We start from the raw sequence: 24333 nt of genomic DNA on the forward strand, positions 1-24333 counted from the left end.
GAGTATAGTTTCTATCATTGAATTTGTCTGCCCATCTGGTATAAAATAAGACATAAGGTAATAGTAGATGGGATTAGAATATCATATTTTTATTAAAACTTCCATCGTAAATTGAATCTGTAAATACAGCGTGCTATTATAGAATAAATAAAAATAGAGGTGTTTTATCATGAGATTTGAAAATAAATTACTTACAAACCTGCGGCGGGAAGCTTCTGAGAAGAAAGAAGACCTGCGCCGGGACTGGGGCGACGATTTTTATGAATGTATCCGCGATATTGCCCACCATCCGGTTGTCCTGCGGATGAAGCTGTATCCTCACCACGGTCATACAAACTGTTATCAGCATTGCCTGCATGTAGCATATTACAATTATATCTGGTGCCGCTTTTTGGAACTGGATGCACGTTCCGCAGCCCGCGGCGGGATGCTTCATGATTTATTTTTATATGACTGGCATACCCATACTGCCAAAACAGGGGATCATTTTCACGGGATGACGCATCCGAAATGTGCTTATAAACATGCAAAGAAATTTTTTGAATTGAATGCCATAGAAGAAGATATCATATTAAGCCATATGTGGCCCGTAACCCTTTTCCGTGTGCCCCGTACAAAAGAAGGCTGGATAACTACCTTTACAGATAAATACTGCGGTACACTGGAGACAAGCCAGCCGTTTATGAAATGGTCAAAGAATTGTTAAACTATTCTGAAAATGGAGCTCAAAAGGGTCAGTCCCCTATTAAGAACTGACCCTTTTTCTTAGAAATTTTTTACTTTCTCATATATACTGTCTACGCCGAGTCCGTATTTCTCCACCAGCTCTACTGCAGGTCCGGATTCTCCGTACGTGTCATTGATACCAATCTTCATTACTTTTGTTGGAGCATGCTGTGCCAGTGCATCGCATACTGCGCTTCCCAGCCCGCCTATTACGGAATGTTCTTCAACCGTAACAACTTTTCCGGTTTCTTTTGCTGCTGCAATAATGAGTTCTTCATCCAAAGGTTTGATTGTATGGATGTTAATGACTTTTGCATCGATTCCATCTGCTGCCAGTTTTTCTGCTGCTGCAAGGCAGTTGGATACAGGAAGTCCTGTTGCAACGATGGTAACATCTTTACCTTCTCTCAGAACAACACCTTTGCCAAGTTCAAATTTATAATCTGGTTTATCGTTGATGACCGGAACTGCCAGTCTTCCGAAACGCATATATACCGGACCTACATGTTCATATGCCGCTTGTACTGCCGCTTTTGCTTCAACATCGTCAGCCGGATTGATAATAACCATTTCCGGAATCGTGCGCATCAGGGCAATATCTTCGTTACACTGGTGTGTAGCACCATCCTCACCTACAGAAATTCCTGCATGTGTTGCTCCGATTTTTACATTCAGTTTCGGATATCCAATAGAGTTACGTATCTGTTCAAATGCACGTCCTGCCGCAAACATTGCAAATGTACTTGCAAATGGTACTTTTCCTGTTGTCGCCAGTCCTGCTGCCACACCCATCATATTACACTCTGCAATACCACAGTCGATATGTCTTTCAGGCACTGCCTTTTTGAACACACCAGTTTTTGTAGCTGCAGCAAGGTCCGCATCCAGTACCATAACGTCTTCATGCTCTTTTCCTAACTCGGCTAAAGCATTGCCATAACTTTCTCTTGTTGCAATTTTCTTTACTTCTGACATAATGCTTCACCTACTTTCTCTAAATCTTCCATTGCCACTTTATACTGCTCTTCATTCGGAGCAGCTCCATGCCATGAAGCCTGGTCTTCCATGAAGGAAACGCCTTTTCCTTTAATTGTCTTAGCAATAATTGCCGTAGGACGTCCTTTTACAGTCCTTGCTTCTTTAAAGGCAGCATCAATTTCATCAAAATCATTTCCATCAATATTAATTACATGGAAATTGAATGCTTCAAATTTCTTATCAATAGGATAAGGAGAGTTTACTTCATCCACTGCACCATCAATCTGAAGGTTGTTGTTGTCTACGATTACAACCAGGTTATCCAGTTTTCTGTGAGCTGCCAGCATGGAAGCCTCCCATACCTGGCCTTCCTGAAGCTCCCCGTCACCAAGCAGAGTATACACTCTGTAGCTGTCTCCTGATACCTGTGCTGAAATTGCCATACCAACTGCCGCTGAGATTCCCTGTCCCAAAGAACCTGATGACATGTCTACTCCCGGAATATGCTTCATATCTGGATGTCCCTGAAGATAAGAACCTGTATGACGGAAGGTTTTTAAGTCCTCAACCGGGAAAAAGCCTCTGTATGCCAAAGTCGAGTATAGTCCTGGACTTGTATGTCCCTTCGATAATACAAATCTGTCACGGTCTGCTTTTTTAGGGTCCTCCGAATCAATGTTCAATTCTTCAAAATAAAGATATGTGTAAATGTCTGCTGCTGACAGAGAACCGCCCGGATGACCGGATTTTGCACTGTATACTGCTGTCACGATTCCCTTGCGGATCTCATTTGCAGTCTTCATTAATTCTAACTTGTTCATGAAATTCCTCCTGCTTTTAATATTATTATATGACACCTACGGATTCTACGCACTTTGTGCTCTCGCAATCCTAAAACATTCGAAATCCGCCCTATTCGGGCTACTTTCTCATGTTTTGCGGGTCCCAAAGTCATGTTTTTCATGCAAGTATGAAAAACATGACCTTTTGACCCTGGTATCATATTATTCACCAAATACTGCTTTATAGTCTGCCTGGAACTTCTCAATTCCTGCATCTGTCAACGGATGATGTGTCATCTGCTCAATAACTGAGTATGGCACTGTTGCGATATCTGCTCCTGCAAGAGCGCAGTCTGTTACATGGATTGGATTACGCACGCTTGCTGCAATAATTTCTGTCTCGATTCCTGATACTGCAAAAATCTCAGCAATCTCAGCAATTAAGTCTGTTCCGCGGACAGAGATATCATCTAAACGTCCCAGGAACGGAGATACAAATGTAGCCCCTGCTCTTGCTGCAAGAAGTGCCTGGTTTGCTGAAAAAATTAATGTTACATTTGTTTTAATTCCTGCGTCAGAAAGAGCTTTACAAGCTTTCAGACCTTCTACTGTCATAGGAATCTTCACTACCATATTCTTGTGAATTGCTGCAATTGCTTTTCCTTCTTTAATCATACCCTCAGCATCTACTGTTGTTGCCTTTACCTCTCCGCTGATTGGACCATCTACTATAGAAGCGATTTCCGCGATTACTTCTTCAAAAACTCGTCCTTCTTTTGCAATTAAAGAAGGGTTTGTAGTAACTCCGCAAATGACACCCATGTCGTTTGCCTTCTTAATATCCTCTACTTTTGCTGTGTCGATAAAAAATTTCATTGTCCGTTCCTCCTTAGACTTGAATCCCTATATTTCCATGTTTCTAATTATAGCCTTTGCAAATAATCGGGTCAATAGTCCAACAAATTATCAATAGTTTTCATCAATTAATATTATCAAATTATTAGTAGCCCATTTATTATAATCCTATACTTCATTTTGAATATAAAGCGATTTTCCGCTATCATTTGTAATATCCCAAACACTCAACTTAATTTGAAAATGAACTTATTATTAATAACTTACTCCATTAAATTAATTTTTTATTCCGGCTGGACTGTAACTGCTTTTCTTTTTTTACTTCTTGGATATGAGGTGGTTCCTCTTGTAACAAGCCTTGGCTCATATTCTACATGGTAAATACTGATCGGCTCCATTTCCGAATACTGCCTGTCCCTTGTTTTAATCTTTTTCATAATAATATCACAAGCATCCCGGCCTTTATAAATCACAAAATGCTCTATCGTTGTCAGTGATACCTTGTGCATCCTGGCAAACAGGGTATTATCACACCCCATAACCGACATATCCCCGGGAACTTTATACTTCTCATCATAAAGAGCATCCAGTATCCCAAAAGCAATCATGTCATTCAGCCCGACAATAGCGGTCAGCTCCTTATTCTCAGCCAGCAGCTCCTTTGTCAGATCGTATCCGATGCGGTACTCAGAATCGATACCGGGAATATTTTTATCAATCTTTTCATTGGCCGCCTTTATAACCACATTCTCACCAATTCCGGCATCTCTAAATTCCTTGAGAAATCCTTCCACCCGCTTGGAGCGCTGTTTCTGCCTTACAGTCAGGGGCGGTGCGATATATGCCACATGCCTGTGCCCCAGCTCAAGCAGATGCTTCGCCATAATTCTTCCCAGTTTCGAATTATCAAGTTCCACCGCATCTACATCCAGCTTTTCATTCTGATTGTTAATAATAGCAAAGGGAATCTGCTCAGAAAGCCCCTCTACTATAGGCATGAAGCACCGGCTGGGATTGCAGGTATAAATAACTCCCTGGGGATTCAGGGAGGGCATCATTTTTAAATATCTTTCTTCCAGTTCCAGGCTTCTCTGTGTATTGCAGACAAATAAGCCAAAACCCTGTTCCGTTGCCCGGGATTCGATTCCCTGGAGCAGCATCACATAATAAGGATTGGTCAGATTCGGACAGAGCACTACCAACAACTTTTCCCGTTTGTTTTCTTTATACCGCTTCCTTTTGGGCAGTTCATAGCCCAATTCCGCCGCGGCTTCCTCCACCCTGCGGACCACATCCTTAGAAAAAGAAACATTATACCTTTTATTTAACACCATGGAAACGGTAGACTGAGAGACTCCCGCTTTTCGTGCCACGTCCGAAGAAGTCACTTTTTTCTTATACATCATCCTACACCCTTGTTCTGATTCAAGTACCGCCTGCTACAACTCCATCCGGCCTTCCAAAGCCCTTAAAAGCGTTACCTCATCAATATATTCCAGGTCACCGCCCACCGGAACACCGCTGGCAATCCTGCTCACCTTAATCCCTGTGGGCTTAATCAGTTTACTGATATACATGGCTGTTGTTTCACCTTCCAGGCTGGAATTTGTTGCAATAATTACTTCATCCACATCTCCCCGCAAACGTTCCATAAGCTCTTTTAGACGGATATCTCCCGGTCCAATGCCAAGCATGGGAGAAATGGCCCCATGCAGCACATGGTAAACGCCATTGTATTTTCCCGTCTTCTCATAAGCAGCCAAATCCCGGGGGGTTTCTACCACCATAATCATCTTCTGGTCCCGGTCCGGATTCTTGCAGATCGGGCAGATTTCATGGTCTGTCAGGGTACAGCACTGTGCGCAGTACCTGACATTATTTCGTGCATCCACGAGAGACTTTGCAAGACTATCCACCTGTTCCTTTGGCATATTAATAATATGAAAGGCAAGCCTCTGGGCTGATTTGACTCCGATTCCCGGCAAACGGGAAAATTCCTCAATCAGCCTGCTGATTTGATTACTATAATAGTCCATTGTTAGAACATTCCCGGTATTCCGCCGCCGAGCCCTCCTGTGAGCTTATTCATTGCAGAGCTGGACACTTCCTCCACCTGCCGTAATGCCTCATTCGTTGCTGCTACAATCAGATCCTCCAGCATTTCAATATCTTCCGGATCAACTACTTCCTCCTGCAGCTTCACTCTCATTACCTCACGCTTGCCGGATATGGTAACTTCTACAGCCCCGCCGCCTGCCGCAGCCGTAAATTCTTTTGTTTCAAGTTCTTTTGCCTGTTCCTCCATCTGACGCTGCATCTTCTGTGCCTGCTTCATCAGATTTGCCATATTGCCGGGCATACCACCGCCTGGAAAACCGCCTTTTTTTGCCATAATTTAATCCTCCACTGTTATTTCCATATTAATTTTCTTTTCAATGTCTACAAATGTATCTTCAAAATGGCGTCCTTCCTCCACATGGCAGACTTCCACTTCTACTTTCTTTCCTATCCTGTTTTCAATCAATGCTTCCAGCTCCTGCTTATGTTCAGCCCTTCCTACCATGTCCGCTTCCAAAGTTCCGGGCATAACAATCATCAGCCTGTTATCCCCGCCAAGACTCAGCCTTGCTTTCTTCAAAAATGTGCGGATCATTCCAGGGGCTTCATCTGCAATGGGTCTGAAGTTCTTCACAACTTCCTGGACATCTTCGGGGATGGCATTTGGAAGTTCCGGTTTCAGAAGTTTCTTAGCTGCTGCACTGCCTCCGCCACCGTCTGCATATACAGTCTGCACTTGTACTGCTGCTGCCGGGATCCCCTGCTCCAGCTTTTCTTCCACCGCACGTATACGGTCCAGCAGTGTATCCTGCTCTACCTCCATTGCCGGTGTACAGAGCTTAATCAACGCAACCTCCAGCAGGACTCTCTTTTGCGCTGCATATTTAAGCTGCCCTGACAGTTCAGAAAAAATGCGGATATACCGAAGCAGCATGTCTGGCTCTATCATCTGAGCCTCTTCCTTTAACTGCAGCATATTCTCCGTAGACACATCTAACACATCCTCTATATTATCAGATGTTTTCACCAGAAGCAAGTTCCTGAGATACCAGGTAAAGTCCGTTGAAAGCTGTGTCAGTTCCCTTCCCTGCATAATTAATTCTTCCACTGTATCCAGCACCTTTGGTATATCCCGTTTCATGATATTACGTAAAAGCTGGCTGAACACATCTGTGTCCACTGCTCCCAGCACTTCCAGTACATGATCATAGGTCAGCTTCTGCCCAAGATAAAATGCGATGCACTGGTCCAAAAGGCTTAAAGCATCACGCATAGAGCCGTCCGCCGCCTTCGCTACATACCGGATTGCCTTATCTTCCACCTCTACCTGCTCCGCGGTCATAAGCTCCTTCATCCGTTCTGTAATGGTATCAATGCTGATTCTCTTAAAATCATAACGCTGGCACCGGGACAGAATGGTAATCGGTATCTTATGCACCTCAGTCGTTGCAAGGATAAAAATCACATATTCCGGCGGCTCCTCCAATGTTTTTAAGAGCGCATTAAAAGCACCTATGGAAAGCATATGCACCTCATCTATAATATAGACCTTATAACGTCCTTCTGTGGGCCGATAGGTTACCTCTTCCCTTATTTCACGGATATTGTCCACACCATTGTTAGATGCAGCATCAATTTCAATCACGTTCATGGACGTCCCTGCCGCAATGGTTTGACACATTGCACACTCACCGCAGGGACTGCCGTCTGCCGGTTGTTCGCAGTTCACTGCCTTGGCAAATATCTTTGCCACAGTGGTTTTTCCGGTCCCCCGGGTTCCGCAGAACAGATAGGCATGTCCAATACGGTTTGCCTTAATCTGGTTCTGTAAAGTTGTAATGATATGGTCCTGCCCTTTCACATCCTCAAATGAGATAGGGCGGAACTTTCTGTAAAGTGCCGTATACGACATGAATTACACCTCTGATCTATTCTTCTTTTAAAGTATCTGTTCAGAACCATGAACAGTTACCTTTTAAATTTCATCCCCAAAGCTTATTCCGATTCTCTTTGCTTCTTGAATCAGACTGCAGTTCGGGTCCACTGTTTTCAGCCTGCCTGCTACATTCTGAAGCGGAACCTTTTGTGTCTCTCCGTTCTTTATACCAATCATGTAGCCATATTCTTTCTTCAAAATCAGCTCCGCCGCAGCTGCTCCTACTCTTGTAGCAATAACACGGTCATATGCACAAGGAGAACCTCCCCGCTGTGTATGTCCCGGAACAGTAATACGTACTTCCTTATCCGTCTTCTGCTGAATCTGCTCTGCCAGCTCATAGGCGATAGAAGGATATTTCCGTTTCGCCAGCTTGTCTTTATATTCTTTCTTTTTCAGCTGCGCATCTGTCTTCGAAACAGCCCCTTCCGCCACTGCCAATATAGTAAACGATTTGTTAGATCCGCTGCGCTTTTGAATCACGTCTGCAATCACATCAATATCGTAAGGAATCTCCGGAAGCAAAATGATGTCTGCCCCTCCGGCCACTCCCGCATGGAGGGTCACATGACCTACCTTATGTCCCATAACTTCTATAATAAATACACGGCTGTGTGAAGTAGCTGTTGTATGAATTCTGTCAATAGTATCTGTGGCAATATCCACCGCACTCTGGAATCCAAATGTCATCTCGGTTCCCCACAGGTCATTGTCTATTGTTTTCGGAAGGGTAATTACGTTCAGTCCCTCTTCTCTTAATAAATTTGCCGTCTTATGCGTACCATTCCCCCCTAAAACAACCAAACAGTCCAGGTTCAGCTTATGGTATGTATGCTTCATAGCTGATACCTTGTCTAATCCATTTGCATCCGGAACACCCATCAACTTAAATGGCTGCCTGGAGGTTCCCAAAATCGTTCCGCCTCTTGTCAGAATCCCCGAAAAGTTTTTAGCGGTCAGCATATCAAAATTAGCATAAATTAACCCTTTATATCCATCTCTGAAACCATATATCTCCACATCATCCCGTTTTGAGCACACACCCTTTACCACACCCCGCATCGCTGCATTCAGTGCCTGGCAGTCTCCACCACTGGTCAACATCCCAATTCTCAACATACTTGAATCCTCCTTTTCCAAAGTCCTGTAAGGCGAAGCTTTTCTTATTTTTATAATTATACCCCATTTCAAACAGCGTAACAAGAAGGAATCATTTTACGGAAGACAAAATAATTAACATCTTGTTGATACAGAAACGTATATAACAAATAACAGCTGCCGCAAATTTTGCGAAAGCTGTTGCCAGAACTCCATTATTAAGGAAGCTTCTTAATCTTCTTTCTTTACTCCTGCATTTTCACCAAATCCTTTATTACCTCTCCTGCTATAATCAGCCCCACAACCGATGGTACAAAAGCATTGCTCCCCGGTACCTGGCGGCGCTGGGTACATTTCCGGGCGGTTCCCGGCGGGCAGATGCAATTTGTCCGGCAACTGTTTGCTGTATCATCAAGGGGTGTAATCGGCATTTCTTTGGAATAAACGACTTTCAATTTTTTGATTCCCCGCTTCTTAAGTTCACGTCTCATAACCTTTGCCAGCGGGCAAACGGAAGTTTTGTAAATGTCCGCCACTTGAAATGCGGTAGGATCCACTTTATTCCCGGCCCCCATGGAACTGATAATGGGTGTACCTGCAATACCTGCATTTTCCACAAGTGCCAGCTTCCCGGTGACAGTATCGATAGCGTCCACAACATAGTCATATTCTGCAAAATCAAACTGTCCTGCAGTATCAGGAACGTAAAATGTCTTATAGGTGCGCACGGTCACATCCGGGTTAATCTCAGCAATCCGTTCAGCGGCAACATCAACCTTATATTTGCCTACTGTTTTTCGCGTAGCATAAAGCTGACGGTTGATATTCGTCAGACAAACTTTGTCATCGTCAATCAAATCTACTGCTCCCACACCGCTTCTCACCAGTGCTTCCACAGTATAACCGCCCACTCCCCCTATACCAAATACAGCTACCCTTGCAGCCGCAAGCTTTTCCATGGCATCCTTGCCAAAAATTAATTCTGTTCTTGAAAATTGATTCAGCATATCTATAACTCCTCAACATAGAACTGTACGCCGTCTTCCGAAAAAACTGCACGTAAATTCTTTTTCTTAAGATACTCTATAATATATTCGCGCAGTTCATCGTTCTCTTGATCCAGAGAAAAATATTGGCTGCCTCATGTATCATGAAAATGAACCGCTGCCTGAAAGTATTTTCTTACTTCTGCTCTTAGTTCTATTACTTCGTCTAATGTAATAACCACTCCAGTTGTCTCCTATACCTGAAATTGCTTCTATAGAAAATAAAGAGTTTGTTTCGCAAACTCCTGCGTCTGGGTTGGTCGCATAGCAACAGCTTCTACTTACGCCGCAGTGCGATTCCCCAAAAGGTATTTATGTAATAGGAAACGCAGTTTCTTATTACATAAATATAGAAACCTTAGTTTCTTATTATATAAAATATTCAATCGTTTTATCCGCAGTCAGCTTAGTATGCTCATTGAACATCAGAACTGCCTCACGTCCCTCTATATCTCCAAGGGCATATAGTTCCTGTGACTCCTTGTTGAAATAGGAAAAAGGGACAACGCGGTTATAAGAAAGAGGATGCTCCTGAGTTACCAGGACATCAGTTTCAGAAAATGGATCCGTTTCGTAATAGGGATCAAACATTAATATACTGCCATCTTGTTCCCCGGTTAAAAGAACATAATGTGCTACGTCATAAAACAATCTTACTACCACCACGCCGCCTCTACGCAGTGCATCGTTAACCATACTTTCTTCCCCGATAAACACATTTTTACCAGACAGGTAGCTGCTCGAAATAGGCAGATGCCCCGCCGTCCCAAAGCCTTGAAGCCAGTTGCTCAGAAACATCATGGCAGTACAGGAAGTACCGCTTTTTCCCAATACACCTTCCGAACCGTAACAATCGAGACAGTACAGCATAATATTACGAATCAATTCGGGCGGAATTGTCTCCCGCTCAAAAAGATAGCTGACCGCGTTCAGCATGGAAGTCGGACCACAATCATATTCAGATAACTGGTAATGCAATGGATTTTTCATGACAACTTACTCCTTTAGATATCAGCCCGGCAGGCATCTGATGTTATTCCGAAGGATTATAGCATAATATGTAGAAATTTTCAATTACAATGAAATTTAACTGTTATTAACTTGTGATAATGTCACCTTAGGATTCTCTTGAGATAATGTCACTTTCTGATAAACTATAAAACATGAAAGAAGGAAAAATTACATTGTCTCAAAAACAACTAAAAACTTTTAGGGTTATTAACAGCTTCATCGACAAATCCATTACTAGACAACAAGCTGCTGAGCTACTTTCGCTTTCTCCTCGCCAGATTACTCGCTTAAAGAAAGGACTCTTAGAATCTGGTGCTGAATCTTTGATTCATAAAAACACTGGCAGAAAGCCCGCTCACGCTGTTACTGATAAGACGAAGGAAGCCGTCCTCGCAATTCATTCCTTACCCGAATTCTCACAAGTCAACTTCCTCCACTTTAAAGAAATACTCTTAGAAGACTACGAGATTGCCCTCTCGTATTCCTCTCTTTCTAGTATACTAAAAAGTAATGGAATTGAAAGCCCTAAAAAGAAAAAAATTCGTCATCGTACTCATCGACGCAAACGAAAAGAGCATCCCGGACAGCTTATACAGATTGATGCCACTCCTTATGAATGGTTTACTGAGAATAAGAAATACACCTTACATGGTGCCATAGATGACGCCACAGGTAATATTGTTGGACTTTACATGACCCAGAACGAATGCCTTTTTGGCTATCTTGAAATGATGCGTCAATGCTGCTTAGACTTTGGTGTCCCACAGTCCGTTTACTCCGACAGACACACCATCTTTCGTTCTCCGAAGACAGGAAAACTTACTGTTGAAGAACTAATCGATGGTAAAACCGTAAATCTCACTCAGTTTGGTCGCTCCATGCACGAATTGGGGGTGGATATGATTTTTGCAAAAACACCCCAAGTAAAAGGCCGTATAGAACGTCTATGGGTAACCCTGCAAAGTCGACTCCCTGTAGAATTCGCAAAACATAATATCAAAACCCTTGAAGAAGCCAACGCTTTTCTTGCAGACTATCGCTTTTCCTATAACCGCAAGTTTTCTGTGGAACCGGAGGGTAATACTCTCTTTGTACCACTGAAAGAAAGCTGTGATATCGATGAAATCTTGTGTGTAAGACACCAGCGCAAGACAGATCATGCAGGAACCTTCGCTTTTAAAAATCGATGCTTTCAGGTTCTGGACCAAGGTTTTCCCATCATTTCAGCAAGACGTGAAATCACGGTGCTAATCAACCCAAGGTTTGGAATACGTGTTACTTATAAAGGAAAAGCCTACGCAGTCATACGGTATTTAAAGCCACAGAATAAAACCACCAACACAAATGTACCAAAGAAAGCAATAAAAACGGTTATGCCTCATCTTCACCACAGCACTGATGAGTGGAAAAAGATTTGGTGGCAAGAAGACTATAATCTATCATTAAAGTTTCTGTTTGAGCTGTTCTTCGAGAAACAGCAGTCTTCGGCTTCTTAATTGGCTTGACTACGAAAGAATTATCAATTGCTACTGTGTCAAGGACAGCTTTGCTGTTCATATCATCCTTGATACAGTTGCAATGATAATTAAAATTAGGCATCCAATTAAAAAGTGACATTTTCACAAGTTAATGTTGCCTTAAAAAAGTGACATTTTCATAAGTTATTGACATTACAATGAAATTTAACTATTTTTTGAATTTGTAGGATTACAATACATGTGTTACAAAACTAAATAATTAAAAAGCGAGAATACCTTTTTGTGTTATATTTAAGTCACCACAACAAAAACCAACGCAAAGGAGAGTATTCTCGCATGGCTAGTATAACACAGGATATGAGGTATCGTCTATCTCTCATTCAATACGCTGATAAGTATGGGGTTTCCAAAGCCGCCATCAGATATAAGACTAACAGACAGTACATCTACCGTTGGAAACGACGCTTTAATGGTTCCATGGAATCCCTTAGGGATCGTTCCAAAAGACCTCATCATCACCCCAACCAGCATACCGATGCCGAAATAAAACTTATCGCAGATATGCGTAGACGCAATCCAAATGCTGGGCTTGTTGTTTTTTGGATCAAGCTCATGCAGCGGGGATACTCCCGCTCCATCCCTGGACTCTACCGTTTCCTTAAGAAACAGGGGTTTCTGCCTGTAAAGCCTCAAAATCCCAAGTATATCCCTAAGCCTTACGAATCCATGAGTTACCCCGGACAGCGTATCCAAATCGATGTCAAATTTGTTCCTTGCGTCTGCCTGGTCAATGAAGCAAAAGGAAAACGTTTTTATCAATATACCGCATCGATGAGTTTTCCAGGTGGCGTTTTGTGGAAGCCTTTGAAGAACACAGCTCTTATTCCTCCGCACAATTTCTGGAACATCTGATCCAGGCATTTCCATTACCAATCGAGTGCGTGCAGACCGATAATGGACAGGAGTTTACGAAACGGTTTGCTTCTTATGGTGGCTCAGACAAACTCACGCTTTTTCAGGTAAAGCTACAACAGCATGGCATCCACCATAAGTTAATCCGTCCCTACACTCCCAGACATAATGGGAAGGTAGAGCGCAGTCACAGAAAGGATAATGAACGGTTTTATGCCACTCATCGGTTCTACTCATTGGAGGACTTTCGCAGACAGCTAAAACTCTATAACACAAGGGATTATAACCGCTTTCCCATGAGACCCCTTGGATGGAAATCTCCAGCAGAGGTATTAAAGGATTATTTACGCTCACTGTAACATATGTTTGACAAACCAACAAATGAAATTTAACTATTTTTTGAATCTAATTAAGATCAAATTACAAACCATTCCGAATCATTTCTAGCACTTTCTACAACTGCAAAAATAAATTTTACACCTTCAACCCCATCTTCAATTTGGGGGAAATCCAAATCTTCTGCTGTTAGCTCTTCTCCGTTAATAGTTTTTAAAATGGCACCAAGATACGTTTTGTAGACATTGGCAAAAGCTTCATAATAACCTTCAGGATGCCCACTGGGTATACGGTTCAGTTGGGCAGCTCTTCCTGTAATATATCCCGTACCTCTTTCATAAATAGCTGAGGGCTGTCCTTTCAGGGTGACCTTTAGCTGATTCGGTTGTTCCTGCCGCCACTCAATGGAGCCCTTAGTGCCGAAAACCCTTATAGTTAAGCCGTTTGCATATCCCACAGCAACCTGCGAGCAGGAATAAACTCCGCTGGCACCATTATCAAACTCAACCAGCATGTTTGCATTTAAATCCAAAGGCTGATTGAAATAATCCAGTTTGGCAGCGACACGTTTGATTTTCAGACCAGTCATATACGATACGGTGTTTTCAATATGAGTTCCGATGTCGCCAACACAATTGGATATACCCACAACGTCAGGATCCATCCGCCAACCAGATAACTTGGCAGTTTTGGAAGCATCGCTGCCAATTGAATCTATAAGCCATTCCTGCAAATATTCCGCATTTACGTTGATAACCTTGCCGATGTTTCCCTCCTCAATAAGCTGTTTTGCCTGTTTTACCATCCCATAACCGGAATAAGTGTATGTTATGGCAAACAACAGCCCTCTTTCAAGTGCAATTTTTTTCAATTCCTCTGCCTGACTGATTTCAGAGCACAATGGTTTTTCACATACTACGTTAATATCGTGCAGCAGAAATTCTTTTACTATTTCATAATGAGATGAATTGGGTGTAACAACGCAAACAAAATCAATCTTATCTTTTCTCTGGCTTTCCTTTTCTGCCATTTCTTTATAATCTGTGTAAACCCTGTCTGTTGGTAAATTATAATAATTTCCAGTTTCCAGATTGTTTGATTTGTTTGAGCTGAAGCACCCGGCAGTCAGCTTTGCATTGATTTCGAAATTGATAGCATTTTTATGTACTTTGCCAATAAAAGAGTTTAAACTCCCCCCTACCATACCATAATGGATTGTGCTGCGTTTCATAATATTCCTCCTTAGCCTTTAATCGCATCGTCAAATTCAACATTCGAAAGAGCGAAAATTTGAATTTAACATATTAACTGTTCATATCATATCACAATCCATATAAAGCTCCCATGTTTTTTATTGAATTTTAACAAACCTTTGGATGAAAATCAGGTTTCACAGTTCTATCCTGCCGGCGGCCGTAACTTGCGTGATTGCACTTATATTAGTATTACTGCAAAAAAATCCGAAGAAATAAACGGAATAAAGAAGGACTACTGCAAAGATAGATGAAAAATCTAAAAAAGCAATAGTCCTTCTTTTTTTAGTTATCTGTTGACAATAAACGGGCATTCCTTTCCGCTTAAAACATCAATGAGGTTCCTGATAGAACCGTAAGCCATGTTTTCCGTGGCTTCTTTTGTGTGGGCACCGGTGTGGGGGGTTACCACCACGTTGTCCAGTTCAAACAGTTTGGATTCCGTGGGCGGCTCAATCTCGAACGCGTCAAGCCCCAGTCCTCCCAGCCGGGATTCTTTTAACGCATAATAAGCGGCATCTTCATCAATGATTCCGCCTCTTGAAGTATTGATAAGTATTGCGGATGGTTTCATCTGGGCAATGGTATCACTGTTGATGAGATGCCTGGTGGAATCTGTAAGCGGAAGGTGAAGGCTGATCACATCTGCTTCTGCTATCACTTCATCAAAGGTGCGGATTCCAATCTTGTGCTCAGTACAGTAATCCTTATCTACATAAGGGTCGTAGGCCAGGACGTTCATTTCAAATCCTCCGGCGCATCTTGCAACAACCTTTCCAATTGCACCAAGCCCCATGATTCCAATGGTTTTTCCTTTTAATTCCATACCTGTAGAGCGGACCCATCCGCCGCTGCGTGTGGACTGGTTCAGATAGGGGATCCTTCTGGCCAGGGAGAGAATCAGAGAGAAGGCAAGCTCCCCGACTGCTTCTGCATTTACTCCGGGAGTGTTTGTTACCGGGACTCCCGTGGCTTTGGCAACAGCGATGTCAACCCGGTCATATCCGGCCCCGTAGCGGGAGATGACTTTGAGATTTGGGCAGGAGCTGATGACTTTTTCCGTAACATAGTCCAGGCCAGCCACATATCCGTCGCAGTCTTTTAATAGAGGGATTAGCTCGTCTTCTGTTAAAGGACGGCCCAATTCATTGAATACAAGGTCATTGGAAAAGTCCTGCAGCACTTTCAATGCCTCACCGCCCTTATTTGGCTGTAGAGAAGTTGGTGTTACTAATATTTTCATAAGAATAAATGCCTCCTATTATTCTCACGAAGGCAGCGGGCCAGGAGGATATGTGTGCATATCCATTTGGCGGCTGCCCGTGAGGTGTTTTACTTTGATACAAGTGCAACTGCTTCCCCGGTCAGACGGGTGATTTCTGCAAAGTTTCCTTCCTTAATAAGGCTATCCTTTACCATCCAGCTTCCGCCGCAGGCAATAATCCTGTCAAAAGCCAGGAAGTCTAGAATATTAGAAGCGTTGATTCCCCCTGTGGGCATGAATTTCATAGCCGGAAATGGAGCAGCAAGTGCTTTGATTGTGTTCAGGCCGCCGTACTGTTCCGCCGGGAAGAATTTTACAAGAGAGAGTCCATACTCCATTGCAATCATGACTTCAGAAGGGGTGCAGGTTCCTGGGAAAACTGGCAGTTTGTTGTCCAGGGCAAATTCTACCACCGTGCGGCTGATTCCGGGAGATACCAGAAATGAGGCGCCTGCATCCAGTGCCCGTTTTGCCTGCTCTACATTTACGACCGTGCCTGCGCCGACCATCATTTCAGGAAATTCTTTCTTCATAATTCGGATGGATTCCTCGGCTGCATCTGTACGGAAGGTCACCTCAGCTACAGGCAGCCCTCCTGCACATAAAGCTTCTCCCAGAGGTTTTGCATCAGAAGTACGGTCTAATTTGACAACAGGTACAATCTTCTTTTCTGCAACTTGTGCTAATAAGTTTGTTTTGCTCATAATAAGTTTACTCCTTACAAATGTTGGTTACGGCTCAGACATACAGTTATAGACGCATGCCTGAGCTTCTAAGAAAGAATCTTCTCTATTTCCAATGAGGATTATCTACAATTGCTGATTTTCCGTTCTCTTCAACAATAAGTTTATGATAGCCCTTTGTTTCAATTGTCCCGTAGTCGTGTCCCGCCTCAGCGCCAAAGCTGAAAAACATAACAAGCGGTATGTTTCCTGTATTCACGGACCTATGTGCATAACGCTTCGGAACATAGATGACCTCTCCCTTGCGAAGCGGAACTTCCATGGTATCACCTTCCGGATTTTCCATTACCATATACCCCTCTCCGCTTAATGTATAGTAAACCTCGGCAGTTTCCAAAATAGTGTGAAAATGGCCCTTGGTCATGTAATATTCGTTACCGATAGTTCCTGGATGAACGATAGAGGTTCCGAATGCAATATGTCCCGCCTCTTCAGGAAATCCAAGTTCATGGAATTCATAGATGACAGGGTCTTCGTTTTCTAATATCTTTTCAACAGCTTCTGTGTCGCTGAACATATTTTTCATTTGAGAAAGATACCGTTTGGTAACCTCGGATGTTTTTGACTCCCCTGTATGTAAATCAAAGTCTACCAGAAAGCTGGTATCCCAGTTAAAGTTGTTCATGAATCTGTCCTCCTTATGATTTAGCGATGTCACTCAATTTATTTAGTAAGTCACCCTGGATATCAATATGGAAGACTTCAGAAATGACTTGTGTCCAGCCGTGAATGAAATAAATCCAGCCATCTTCCACGTGAAGGTTTTTCTCTGCCGCCTGAGCCTCTGCCTGATGTTTAAATAATAAGTCTCCGCGGTAATTGATTTCCCATACAAGGCTGTCTTTTGGGAAAATACAGTCATTCGTAAGAGGGGACCCCGGGCCATCTTTTCCCAATCCGGTGGCATTTACAATGAGAGAATGAGGCTTTAAGGAAGCCAGTGTCTTATCATTATCTTCCGGTGAAGGGTTATGAATATATTCAAATTTAATATCAGGATGAATGCCATCCAGGATTGCTTTTGCAGACTCCAGGCGGGGAACGCTTCTGTTTGCGATGATGATTTTCTTAGGAATGTTATTGCCAAATTTCTCCTGGGAAAAATACACGGACATTGCAAGTGTACTTCCGCCCGCACCGAGAAGCAGTACATCACCGTCGTAATCTGTCCAATAGTTCTCGGGCACAAAGTTTTCCAGTGCGAGTCCGCTGGAAATGGGATCTTTTGCGTGTGCGCATAACTTACCATCCTTCTTTGATATAGAAGAAACTTCTCCCAATTTTTCTGCATAAGGATCTACATATTCAAACAAATCCTTACAGGTGTTGAATAAATCAATTTTGTGCGTAGTGACAAGTGCTCCCATCGAAAGCGGGTCGTTCTTAATAAATGTAACTGCTTCCCTGTATTCCTCCGCGGAAGAGTGGGGGGCAAAATCGATTCCTTTGATAACGGCATCTTTCAGACCAAGTGCCTTCGCCCATTTTGGAAAAACCTTCATAATAGAGGACTGTTCTGTTGTCACTCCTATAAAATAAATCGTTGGCTGTGTTGCTTCTATATATTTATTTCTTTTCATTTCATTTCCTTTCTGTAATTAGATGTCCAGTTCATGTAAATGCTGTCCTGTAAGAGCCATATAATGTGAGACCTCTCTGTGCAGAGGATAAAGTCTTTTATATATCACCGTATTTTCTTGATTTGGCTTTGCGATAGCATTGACTTTGTGAATGGTATCGAGAATATCGTAATCTTTCCAGTATCCCAGTCCGTATGCTGCAAGTGCTGCTGCACCTAAAGAGGCAGCATCCTGGTCAATATTTGTCTTGATAATTTCCATATCAAAGATATCTGCAAACATCTGCCTCCAGATTGGGCTTTTGCTTCCGCCGCCGGCAAGAAGCATCTGTCTGATCCCGGGACGGTACTGGGAAAGCAGATCCATTGCGTATTTAAGGTTAAATGTAATCCCTTCCATAGCCGCCCTCACCAAATCATTTTTTGTATGCCCGAGGGTAAGACCGATATAACCGGCCACAATATCCTTGCTTTCTTCAAACATGGAACCGCCGGCCATGCTGGGATTAAAGATCAGCTTATTCGCACCAAGGGGAGACTTTGCAATCATATTATTCATTACGGTGTAGGCATCTTTTATTTTTCCGTCTTTCTCCTGTTCCAGAAGCTCGGAGCAGATTACATCTCTGACCCAGCGGAAACTATTTCCAGCTGAGAAAATACTTGTTGCGGAAGTATAAAGTCCCTCAATACAGTGCTCAAATACAAATGGTTTACATGCGAAATCCAGGATAGGCTCTTTGCCAATGACAGCAATCCAGCTGGATGAGCCGAGAGAGGTATAAGTACGTCCGTCTTTGGTGCCTTTTGCACCAAGAGCCATGCAGGAGTTATCGACTCCGCCGCAAATCACTTTCACTGTGGCAGGAAGGCCAAGCAATCCGGAGGCCTCATTAGTAAGGGTTCCGACTACTGCATGAGAAGCAATAATATCAGGAAGAATGGATGCGCTGATCCCAGCATGGTCAATATACTCTTTCATATATGTATGTCTTTTTAAATCATATACACCACTTCCCGATGCATAAGAATAATCGGTGAAACAACGGCCTGTTAAACGGTAATTACAGTAATCTTTTGAGCCAAGTACTTTATATATTTTTTGAAATAAATCAGGTTCGTTATCACGGTACCACATAATTTTAAAGATGGAATAGCATTCGGGAGGGAAGCCATTACCGGTATGCATGTACCAATCCTCGTATGAAACAGTCTCAAAAAAGTCTTCTGCCTGTTTTTCTGCACGTGTATCCGACCAGATTGGAATACGGTTCCTGAGAAGCTGCCCGTTTTCGTCAATGGGGACGACGCTTAGAGAGTGGCCGGAAATAGACAGCCCGACAATATCCTGAGGGCATATTCCGGTTTGTGCCAATAACTTTCTTGTGGACTGAATAATTCCCTGCCACCAGTCTTCCGGGTTTTGCTCATGAAAATCGGCACCGGCATAGTATGTATCATATTGTATAAATGAGTGCGCGCAGGACTGTCCGCCCGTATCGAATAAGGAGGCTTTTATTCCTCCGGTACCTAAATCATAAGCAATTATTTTTTTTGTATTTTCCATAGCTGCTCCTTCTACTTGAAACTTTCTACAATTTCTAAAGCAGACTTGGTGTTAATGCCAAAACGTTCTACACCCAAATGATATAATTGTTCGAATTCTTCACGGGTGCGTATACCGCCGGCAGCTTTTACTTTGATTTTTCCACGGGTAAGTTCTTTGATTCGTGCAATACGTTCAATGTTCGCATCACCAGGGACCCAACCGGTTCCTGTTTTTAAAAAGTCAGCTTTGGTTTGCATTACAAGCTCACATGCCAGATCTAATTCTTCGTCGGTAAGGCAGTTGATTTCAATAATTACTTTTGTGAGGACATTTTCCGGTGCCAGTGCAATGATTTCATTTAGTTCATTCAAGACATAATCGTATTCTTTGTTTTTGAATTTACCGATGTTCATTACAATGTCCATCTCTTCAACGCCATCTGCAATAAGCTCCCTGGCTTCCAATACCTTCACACAGGTTTTATGCGCGCCGCCTGGAAAACCTACAGGGGCACCGACATAGATATCTGGAAAGTCTTTTAATAATTTGCTTACATTTTTTGTCCAGCACGGTAGTGAATGGACATTAATGAAGTTGTATTGCTTAGCAATTGCAACAACTTCCTCAATATCTGATAGAGAATGTGCAGTTCTCACTGCACTGATATCAATAAGATTTGCAGCTTCATTTGCTGTCATAGTAGTACACCTCGCTTATTTTTTCTATAAAAGGCACAAGAAAGGTGATTGGAACGTTCCAATAAATTGATTATATCCTATAATTTTTGAAAGCACAAGCAAATATTGAAATAAAAGTGAAAATATGTTAGTATTTCATATAATCAAAACTATTTTTTTAGAAGCAAAATTGGATGAGATCAGATAAAATTTACCATTGGAACGTTAAAAGGAGAACTATGGTTACTATTAAAGAAGTGGCAAAACTAGCAGGAGTATCACATGGCACGGTATCCAATGTTATAAATGGAGCCACCAACGTGAGCGTGAATAAGATTCAAAGGGTGAAAGCAGCCATGGAAGAACTGGGATATAAACCAAATTCCATGGCTAGGAATCTGAAAATGGAGCACACAAAAGAAATCAGTATGATTATGCCCAACAGCAGAAATAAAGAGTATATGGAGATTTTTGAGTATCTGAACCGCTGTGCCACCCAGGCAGGATATTTTGTGAATCTCAGGGTTACAAATGAAGTTCCCACAGAGGAACGGCGTCTTTTGAACGAAGCCTTAATGCGCAATGTAGAAGGGGTGGTGCTGATTACCTGCCAGCCTGAAAACGAAACATTTTTTGATCAAATTATACAAAACGGTCTCAAAATTGTATTTGTACATCACGAGGCGTCCGGTGGTAAATATAACTTTGCCGGATTCGATACAAAAAACGTGATTTATGAAAGGATTACCGAACTGGTAAACGAAGGAATTTCCAGGATTGCCGTGATTACCGGACCTAAGGAGTATACATTTGAAGCTGACATCTTAAACAACTTTTTCGTTGCACTATGTGAACTTGGAATTCCTGTAGAGCCTAGTTATGTAGAATCCAGTAACTTTGAGGTCGGCGGTGTCTTTCGCTCTGCAATGCGCATTCTGCATCTGGACAAAGCACCGGAAGCAATTTTACTGTCAAATGTGGGCATGTACAGCAGTGTAAAAAAAGCAATGGACCTTATCTGTGCAGACGGAGAAAAGAAACCCAAAATTATAGTATTACAACCATATGACTGGACAAGTTATATCGAGGGAAGCTCCATCACCCTGCCCTTTTACCGGCTGGCAGATGCTGCCTTTTCCATGGTAATGAATCTGATAGAAAACTCCGAAACCGTAGTAAGAAGACAGATTATCAAAGTGGAAAGTGATAAATTCAAGCATACCCATGAAATCAAAGGTAAGAAAGATGGGACACTTAGAATATTACTAAACGAATCACCAAGCAGTAACGCAGTCAAACTACTGCTTCCGGATTTTGAGAAAAAAACAGGGATTCATGTAATTATTGAAACAAAACCTTACGTTGAATTGTTCGATGAAATATGGAAAAACAGAAAAACAGACGCATACGATATATACAGTATTGACCTTCCATGGTTGCGGGATTTGGTTGGCTTGGGGATACTAAGAAACCTAAACAATCTATACGAAGATTCCAGAGAATACTTTGCCTGCTATACGGAGGACGTGCTGGCCAAATCCGCGAAAGTAGATGATTCTTATTACGGAGTACCTTATAGTCTTACAGTGCAGCTTTTGTTCTACAGAAAGGATTTATTTGCAAAGCTGGAAAATCAAAGACTGTATTACGAGTGGTATAAGGAAAATCTGAAAGTGCCCTCCACATGGGAAGAGTTTAATAAAGTTGCAAAATTATTTACGCGAAAATATAATCCGATTTCAGACACAGAGTATGGAGTTACATTGGGAGGCAAAAAGCACTCAGGTGCTGTAAATGAATATCTGGCCCGAATGTTCGAATTCGGGGGAAACGTGTTTAAGGATAAGAAAGTAGCCATTGCACAAAAGGAAGCAGTGAATGCACTGAAAAACTATCTGGAAAGTTACAATTATGCCAATCCCAAAGCCAAAGACTGGTGGTGGGACGAGCAGGTAAAGGAGTACTGTGCAGGAAATGCAGCAATGATGGTGATGTATACAGAGCATGTCTCCCCGCTGGAGGACCGAAAGTTCTCAAAAGTAGTGGGGAAAACAAATGCAGCCGTTCTGCCCGGAAAATACTCTGTTTTAGGCGGATGGTCACTTGGAATTAACGGGCTTAGTAAAAATGCAGAGGAAGCATATGAATTTGTAAAATGGCTGTCATCTTATGAATTGCTGGGACCTAACGCGGTGCTGGGACGTGTATTGCCAGGGAACAGAGAAGATTATAAGGCAATGATTATGAATGTATATTCCTGGTATGATACGGCGTGGGAAGGATATGCACATACGAAACCAAGAGCGGTTCCACGCATCGGGGGAAAGATGCCGATGACAGAGGTTCAGATGGAAGAGATTGTGGGAAATGCAGTTCATGATGTTGTAATTGGCGAATGTACCGTGAACCAGGCACTGGAGCGTGCTAAATTTGAATTAAATGAATTCTTAGATAAATAAAGGGCCTAAAAAATATAGCTGTGCAGCATTTGACTGTACGGCTATATTTTTTGGGCATTTAGCATAAAAACTTTAAGAATAAATAGTGAAATTGTCAAAAATGTCAAAACTAATTGACACGTTCCAATTTTTAATGTAATCTAATAATTATAAAAGGTGCAAGAAAACAAAATAAGTATTAAGGGGGATAACATGCGATACAATGCGTAAAAAAAGAATTTTAGGAATATTTTTCCAAAAAATTAACTGAACGAAAAAACATTTTCCAATGATTGAAACGTTAAAATATCAAAAAGGAGAAATGCAATGCAGGAAAATTACAAAGAGATACTGTTGTCACCAATTAAAATTGGGACAAGGGTCTGCCAAAACCGTTTTTGGGTTCAGGCAATGGAATGTACAGATGCCGATGAGGAAGGGAATCCCACAGACTGGACAATTGAAAGATATGAGAATTTGTTCAGAGGAGGACATGGAGTAGTAACATTAGAGGCCCTTACCGTTACGGACAAAAGCCGTTCAAGATTAGCGCAGCTTTCTATTATGCCAAGAAATGCCGAAAAGCTTAAAAAGTTTATTCAGGGACTGAAGGCAGTGAATCCCAAGGTACTTATCGTTTTACAATTAACTCACTCAGGGGAACTGAGTAACCCCGCATTCTCAAAAAGAGTCACAGTAAAGCCGCTGCCAGGATTTGGAGGCGAGCTGCTTCAGGAGGAGGATGTAGAAGAAATCCTCCAGGAATTTGTGACCGCTTCACGAATTGCTTACGAGGCGGGAGCAGACGGAGTAGACTTAAAGCTCTGCCACGGTTATCTGGGAAGTCAGATATTAAGACCGTACAATGACCGGAAATGGAAATACGGAGGTCCCTGGGAAAACAGAAGACAGTTTGCATTTGATTTATTTGAACGCGTAAGAGCAGAGGTCAATGATGAAAACTTTCTGTTAGGGACTAAGATTTCTATGTGGGAAGGATTTCCCGGAGGCTTTGGAACAGAAGGGCCGGATTCTCCAATCATAGATTTGACGGAACCATTAGATCTGATTAAGGGCCTGGAAGAAAGAGGCGCTAATTATTTTGTACAGTCAGGCGGAAGCCCTTCCATTACAACATCTATCACACAGGCAGAAAAAAAGGCTCCATACTTTGCTTTTCTTCATAATACATGGGCAAAGGAAATGAAAAAAGTACTGAAACCGGAAACTGTAGTAATTGGATCAAACTATTCCGTGTTCAGAGATGGAAAGAATGGAATTCTGGCAGTAGAGAAAGAAAATAACTCAATGTTCCACTATGGCGCCAAATTCATCGCTGAAGGAAAAGTGGACATGGTAGCTGTAGGAAGACAGTCTTTTGCAGATCCACTGCTGCCAAAGAAATTAGAAGAGGGAAAAGAAAAAGATATTAAATGGTGTACCATCTGCGATAACTGTCTGGAGCTTTTGATCCGTCAAAAACCAATTGGATGCTGCACATTTAACAAACGGTACACAGAAATTCTGGTAAATACAAGAAAAGAATGTGGTCCGTTAAAAGTAAAACATACTTAGAATCACACATGGCAACAATCAGAATAGAAACAATAATCT

At 42.3% G+C, this 24333-nt stretch carries 21 protein-coding genes and 2 pseudogenes; 5 read left to right on the forward strand and 18 right to left on the reverse strand.

The genetic code is table 11. From position 1 onward, the window contains the following. Positions 1 to 169: 169 nt before the first annotated feature. Entirely contained in the window at positions 170 to 706 is a 537-nt protein-coding gene (locus tag A8805_RS09455; protein WP_109710418.1) for an HD domain-containing protein, read from the forward strand. A 59-nt stretch (positions 707 to 765) separates the two neighbouring features. Here A8805_RS09455 and A8805_RS09460 read toward each other — a convergent pair whose 3' ends face one another. The 11 genes and pseudogenes from A8805_RS09460 to A8805_RS09505 all read right to left on the reverse strand — a co-directional run bounded on the left by A8805_RS09460 (position 766) and on the right by A8805_RS09505 (position 10469). Continuing rightward, positions 766 to 1701, reverse strand: a complete 936-nt coding sequence (locus tag A8805_RS09460) for a transketolase family protein (protein WP_109710420.1) — start codon at positions 1699 to 1701, stop codon at positions 766 to 768. Further along, the gene (locus tag A8805_RS09465; protein ID WP_109710422.1) at positions 1689 to 2525 is read right to left on the reverse strand and encodes a transketolase; all 837 of its coding nucleotides are present in this window, start codon (positions 2523 to 2525) and stop codon (positions 1689 to 1691) included. The genes A8805_RS09460 and A8805_RS09465 overlap by 13 nt, the downstream gene beginning before the upstream one ends. A 183-nt stretch (positions 2526 to 2708) precedes the next feature. After that, positions 2709 to 3362 carry a fructose-6-phosphate aldolase gene (fsa, locus tag A8805_RS09470; protein ID WP_109710424.1) on the reverse strand — a complete coding sequence of 218 codons (654 nt, stop codon included), beginning with the start codon at positions 3360 to 3362 and terminating at the stop codon, positions 2709 to 2711. Between the two features lie 263 nt (positions 3363 to 3625). Then, the gene (locus A8805_RS09475) at positions 3626 to 4744 is read right to left on the reverse strand and encodes a LacI family DNA-binding transcriptional regulator (protein WP_109710426.1); all 1119 of its coding nucleotides are present in this window, start codon (positions 4742 to 4744) and stop codon (positions 3626 to 3628) included. Positions 4745 to 4780: 36 nt separating this feature from the next. Then, positions 4781 to 5377, reverse strand: coding sequence for a recombination mediator RecR (recR, locus tag A8805_RS09480; protein WP_109710428.1), 597 nt, complete (start codon positions 5375 to 5377; stop codon positions 4781 to 4783). A 2-nt stretch (positions 5378 to 5379) separates the two neighbouring features. Further along, positions 5380 to 5733: a YbaB/EbfC family nucleoid-associated protein gene (locus tag A8805_RS09485; protein WP_109710430.1), complete on the reverse strand. Its 354-nt coding sequence runs from the start codon at positions 5731 to 5733 to the stop codon at positions 5380 to 5382. A gap of 3 nt (positions 5734 to 5736) precedes the next feature. Continuing rightward, on the reverse strand, positions 5737 to 7311 hold the full coding sequence (gene dnaX / locus A8805_RS09490) for a DNA polymerase III subunit gamma/tau (RefSeq protein ID WP_109710432.1): 1575 nt from the start codon (positions 7309 to 7311) through the stop codon (positions 5737 to 5739). 63 nt (positions 7312 to 7374) lie between these two features. After that, positions 7375 to 8454 (reverse strand): 6-phosphofructokinase, encoded by a 1080-nt coding sequence (locus A8805_RS09495; RefSeq protein WP_109710434.1) that lies wholly within the window; start codon positions 8452 to 8454, stop codon positions 7375 to 7377. Positions 8455 to 8678: 224 nt separating this feature from the next. Continuing rightward, on the reverse strand, positions 8679 to 9440 hold the full coding sequence (locus tag A8805_RS09500; RefSeq protein ID WP_109710438.1) for a tRNA threonylcarbamoyladenosine dehydratase: 762 nt from the start codon (positions 9438 to 9440) through the stop codon (positions 8679 to 8681). Between the two features lie 2 nt (positions 9441 to 9442). Beyond that, positions 9443 to 9562: pseudogene (locus A8805_RS23110) on the reverse strand (hypothetical protein); the annotation flags it as partial. Between the two features lie 286 nt (positions 9563 to 9848). Continuing rightward, a complete protein-coding gene (locus A8805_RS09505; protein WP_109710440.1) occupies positions 9849 to 10469 on the reverse strand; it encodes a peptidase C39 in 621 nt (206 codons plus the stop codon). A gap of 173 nt (positions 10470 to 10642) precedes the next feature. Between A8805_RS09505 and A8805_RS09510 the strand changes: the two genes are divergently transcribed. Beyond that, the gene (locus A8805_RS09510) at positions 10643 to 11986 is read left to right on the forward strand and encodes an ISNCY family transposase (RefSeq protein WP_109710442.1); all 1344 of its coding nucleotides are present in this window, start codon (positions 10643 to 10645) and stop codon (positions 11984 to 11986) included. 318 nt (positions 11987 to 12304) lie between these two features. Continuing rightward, a pseudogene (locus A8805_RS23115) lies at positions 12305 to 13239 on the forward strand (DDE-type integrase/transposase/recombinase). A 56-nt stretch (positions 13240 to 13295) separates the two neighbouring features. Here the strand turns inward: A8805_RS23115 and A8805_RS09520 are convergent. The 7 genes from A8805_RS09520 to deoC all read right to left on the reverse strand — a co-directional run bounded on the left by A8805_RS09520 (position 13296) and on the right by deoC (position 20302). Then, complete coding sequence (locus A8805_RS09520) at positions 13296 to 14447, reverse strand: Gfo/Idh/MocA family protein (RefSeq protein WP_109710444.1); 1152 nt, start codon at positions 14445 to 14447, stop codon at positions 13296 to 13298. Positions 14448 to 14758: 311 nt separating this feature from the next. Continuing rightward, complete coding sequence (locus A8805_RS09525; protein WP_109710446.1) at positions 14759 to 15712, reverse strand: phosphoglycerate dehydrogenase; 954 nt, start codon at positions 15710 to 15712, stop codon at positions 14759 to 14761. An 89-nt stretch (positions 15713 to 15801) separates the two neighbouring features. After that, entirely contained in the window at positions 15802 to 16437 is a 636-nt protein-coding gene (locus A8805_RS09530; protein ID WP_109710449.1) for a bifunctional 4-hydroxy-2-oxoglutarate aldolase/2-dehydro-3-deoxy-phosphogluconate aldolase, read from the reverse strand. 85 nt (positions 16438 to 16522) lie between these two features. After that, entirely contained in the window at positions 16523 to 17101 is a 579-nt protein-coding gene (locus tag A8805_RS09535) for a glucose-6-phosphate isomerase family protein (RefSeq protein ID WP_109710451.1), read from the reverse strand. A gap of 13 nt (positions 17102 to 17114) precedes the next feature. Further along, complete coding sequence (locus A8805_RS09540) at positions 17115 to 18056, reverse strand: shikimate dehydrogenase family protein (protein ID WP_109710453.1); 942 nt, start codon at positions 18054 to 18056, stop codon at positions 17115 to 17117. 18 nt (positions 18057 to 18074) lie between these two features. Then, positions 18075 to 19622, reverse strand: coding sequence for a xylulokinase (locus A8805_RS09545; RefSeq protein WP_109710456.1), 1548 nt, complete (start codon positions 19620 to 19622; stop codon positions 18075 to 18077). 11 nt (positions 19623 to 19633) lie between these two features. After that, the gene (deoC, locus tag A8805_RS09550) at positions 19634 to 20302 is read right to left on the reverse strand and encodes a deoxyribose-phosphate aldolase (protein WP_109710458.1); all 669 of its coding nucleotides are present in this window, start codon (positions 20300 to 20302) and stop codon (positions 19634 to 19636) included. A 218-nt stretch (positions 20303 to 20520) separates the two neighbouring features. Here deoC and A8805_RS09555 point away from each other — a divergent pair, with 218 nt between their 5' ends. Continuing rightward, positions 20521 to 22740 carry an extracellular solute-binding protein gene (locus A8805_RS09555; RefSeq protein WP_181392793.1) on the forward strand — a complete coding sequence of 740 codons (2220 nt, stop codon included), beginning with the start codon at positions 20521 to 20523 and terminating at the stop codon, positions 22738 to 22740. Positions 22741 to 23046: 306 nt separating this feature from the next. Next, on the forward strand, positions 23047 to 24294 hold the full coding sequence (locus A8805_RS09560) for a 2,4-dienoyl-CoA reductase (protein ID WP_109710462.1): 1248 nt from the start codon (positions 23047 to 23049) through the stop codon (positions 24292 to 24294). Positions 24295 to 24333: the final 39 nt, after the last annotated feature.

It is taken from the genome of Faecalicatena contorta (genome assembly GCF_003149105.1).
Classification (GTDB): domain Bacteria; phylum Bacillota; class Clostridia; order Lachnospirales; family Lachnospiraceae; genus Muricomes; species Muricomes contortus_C.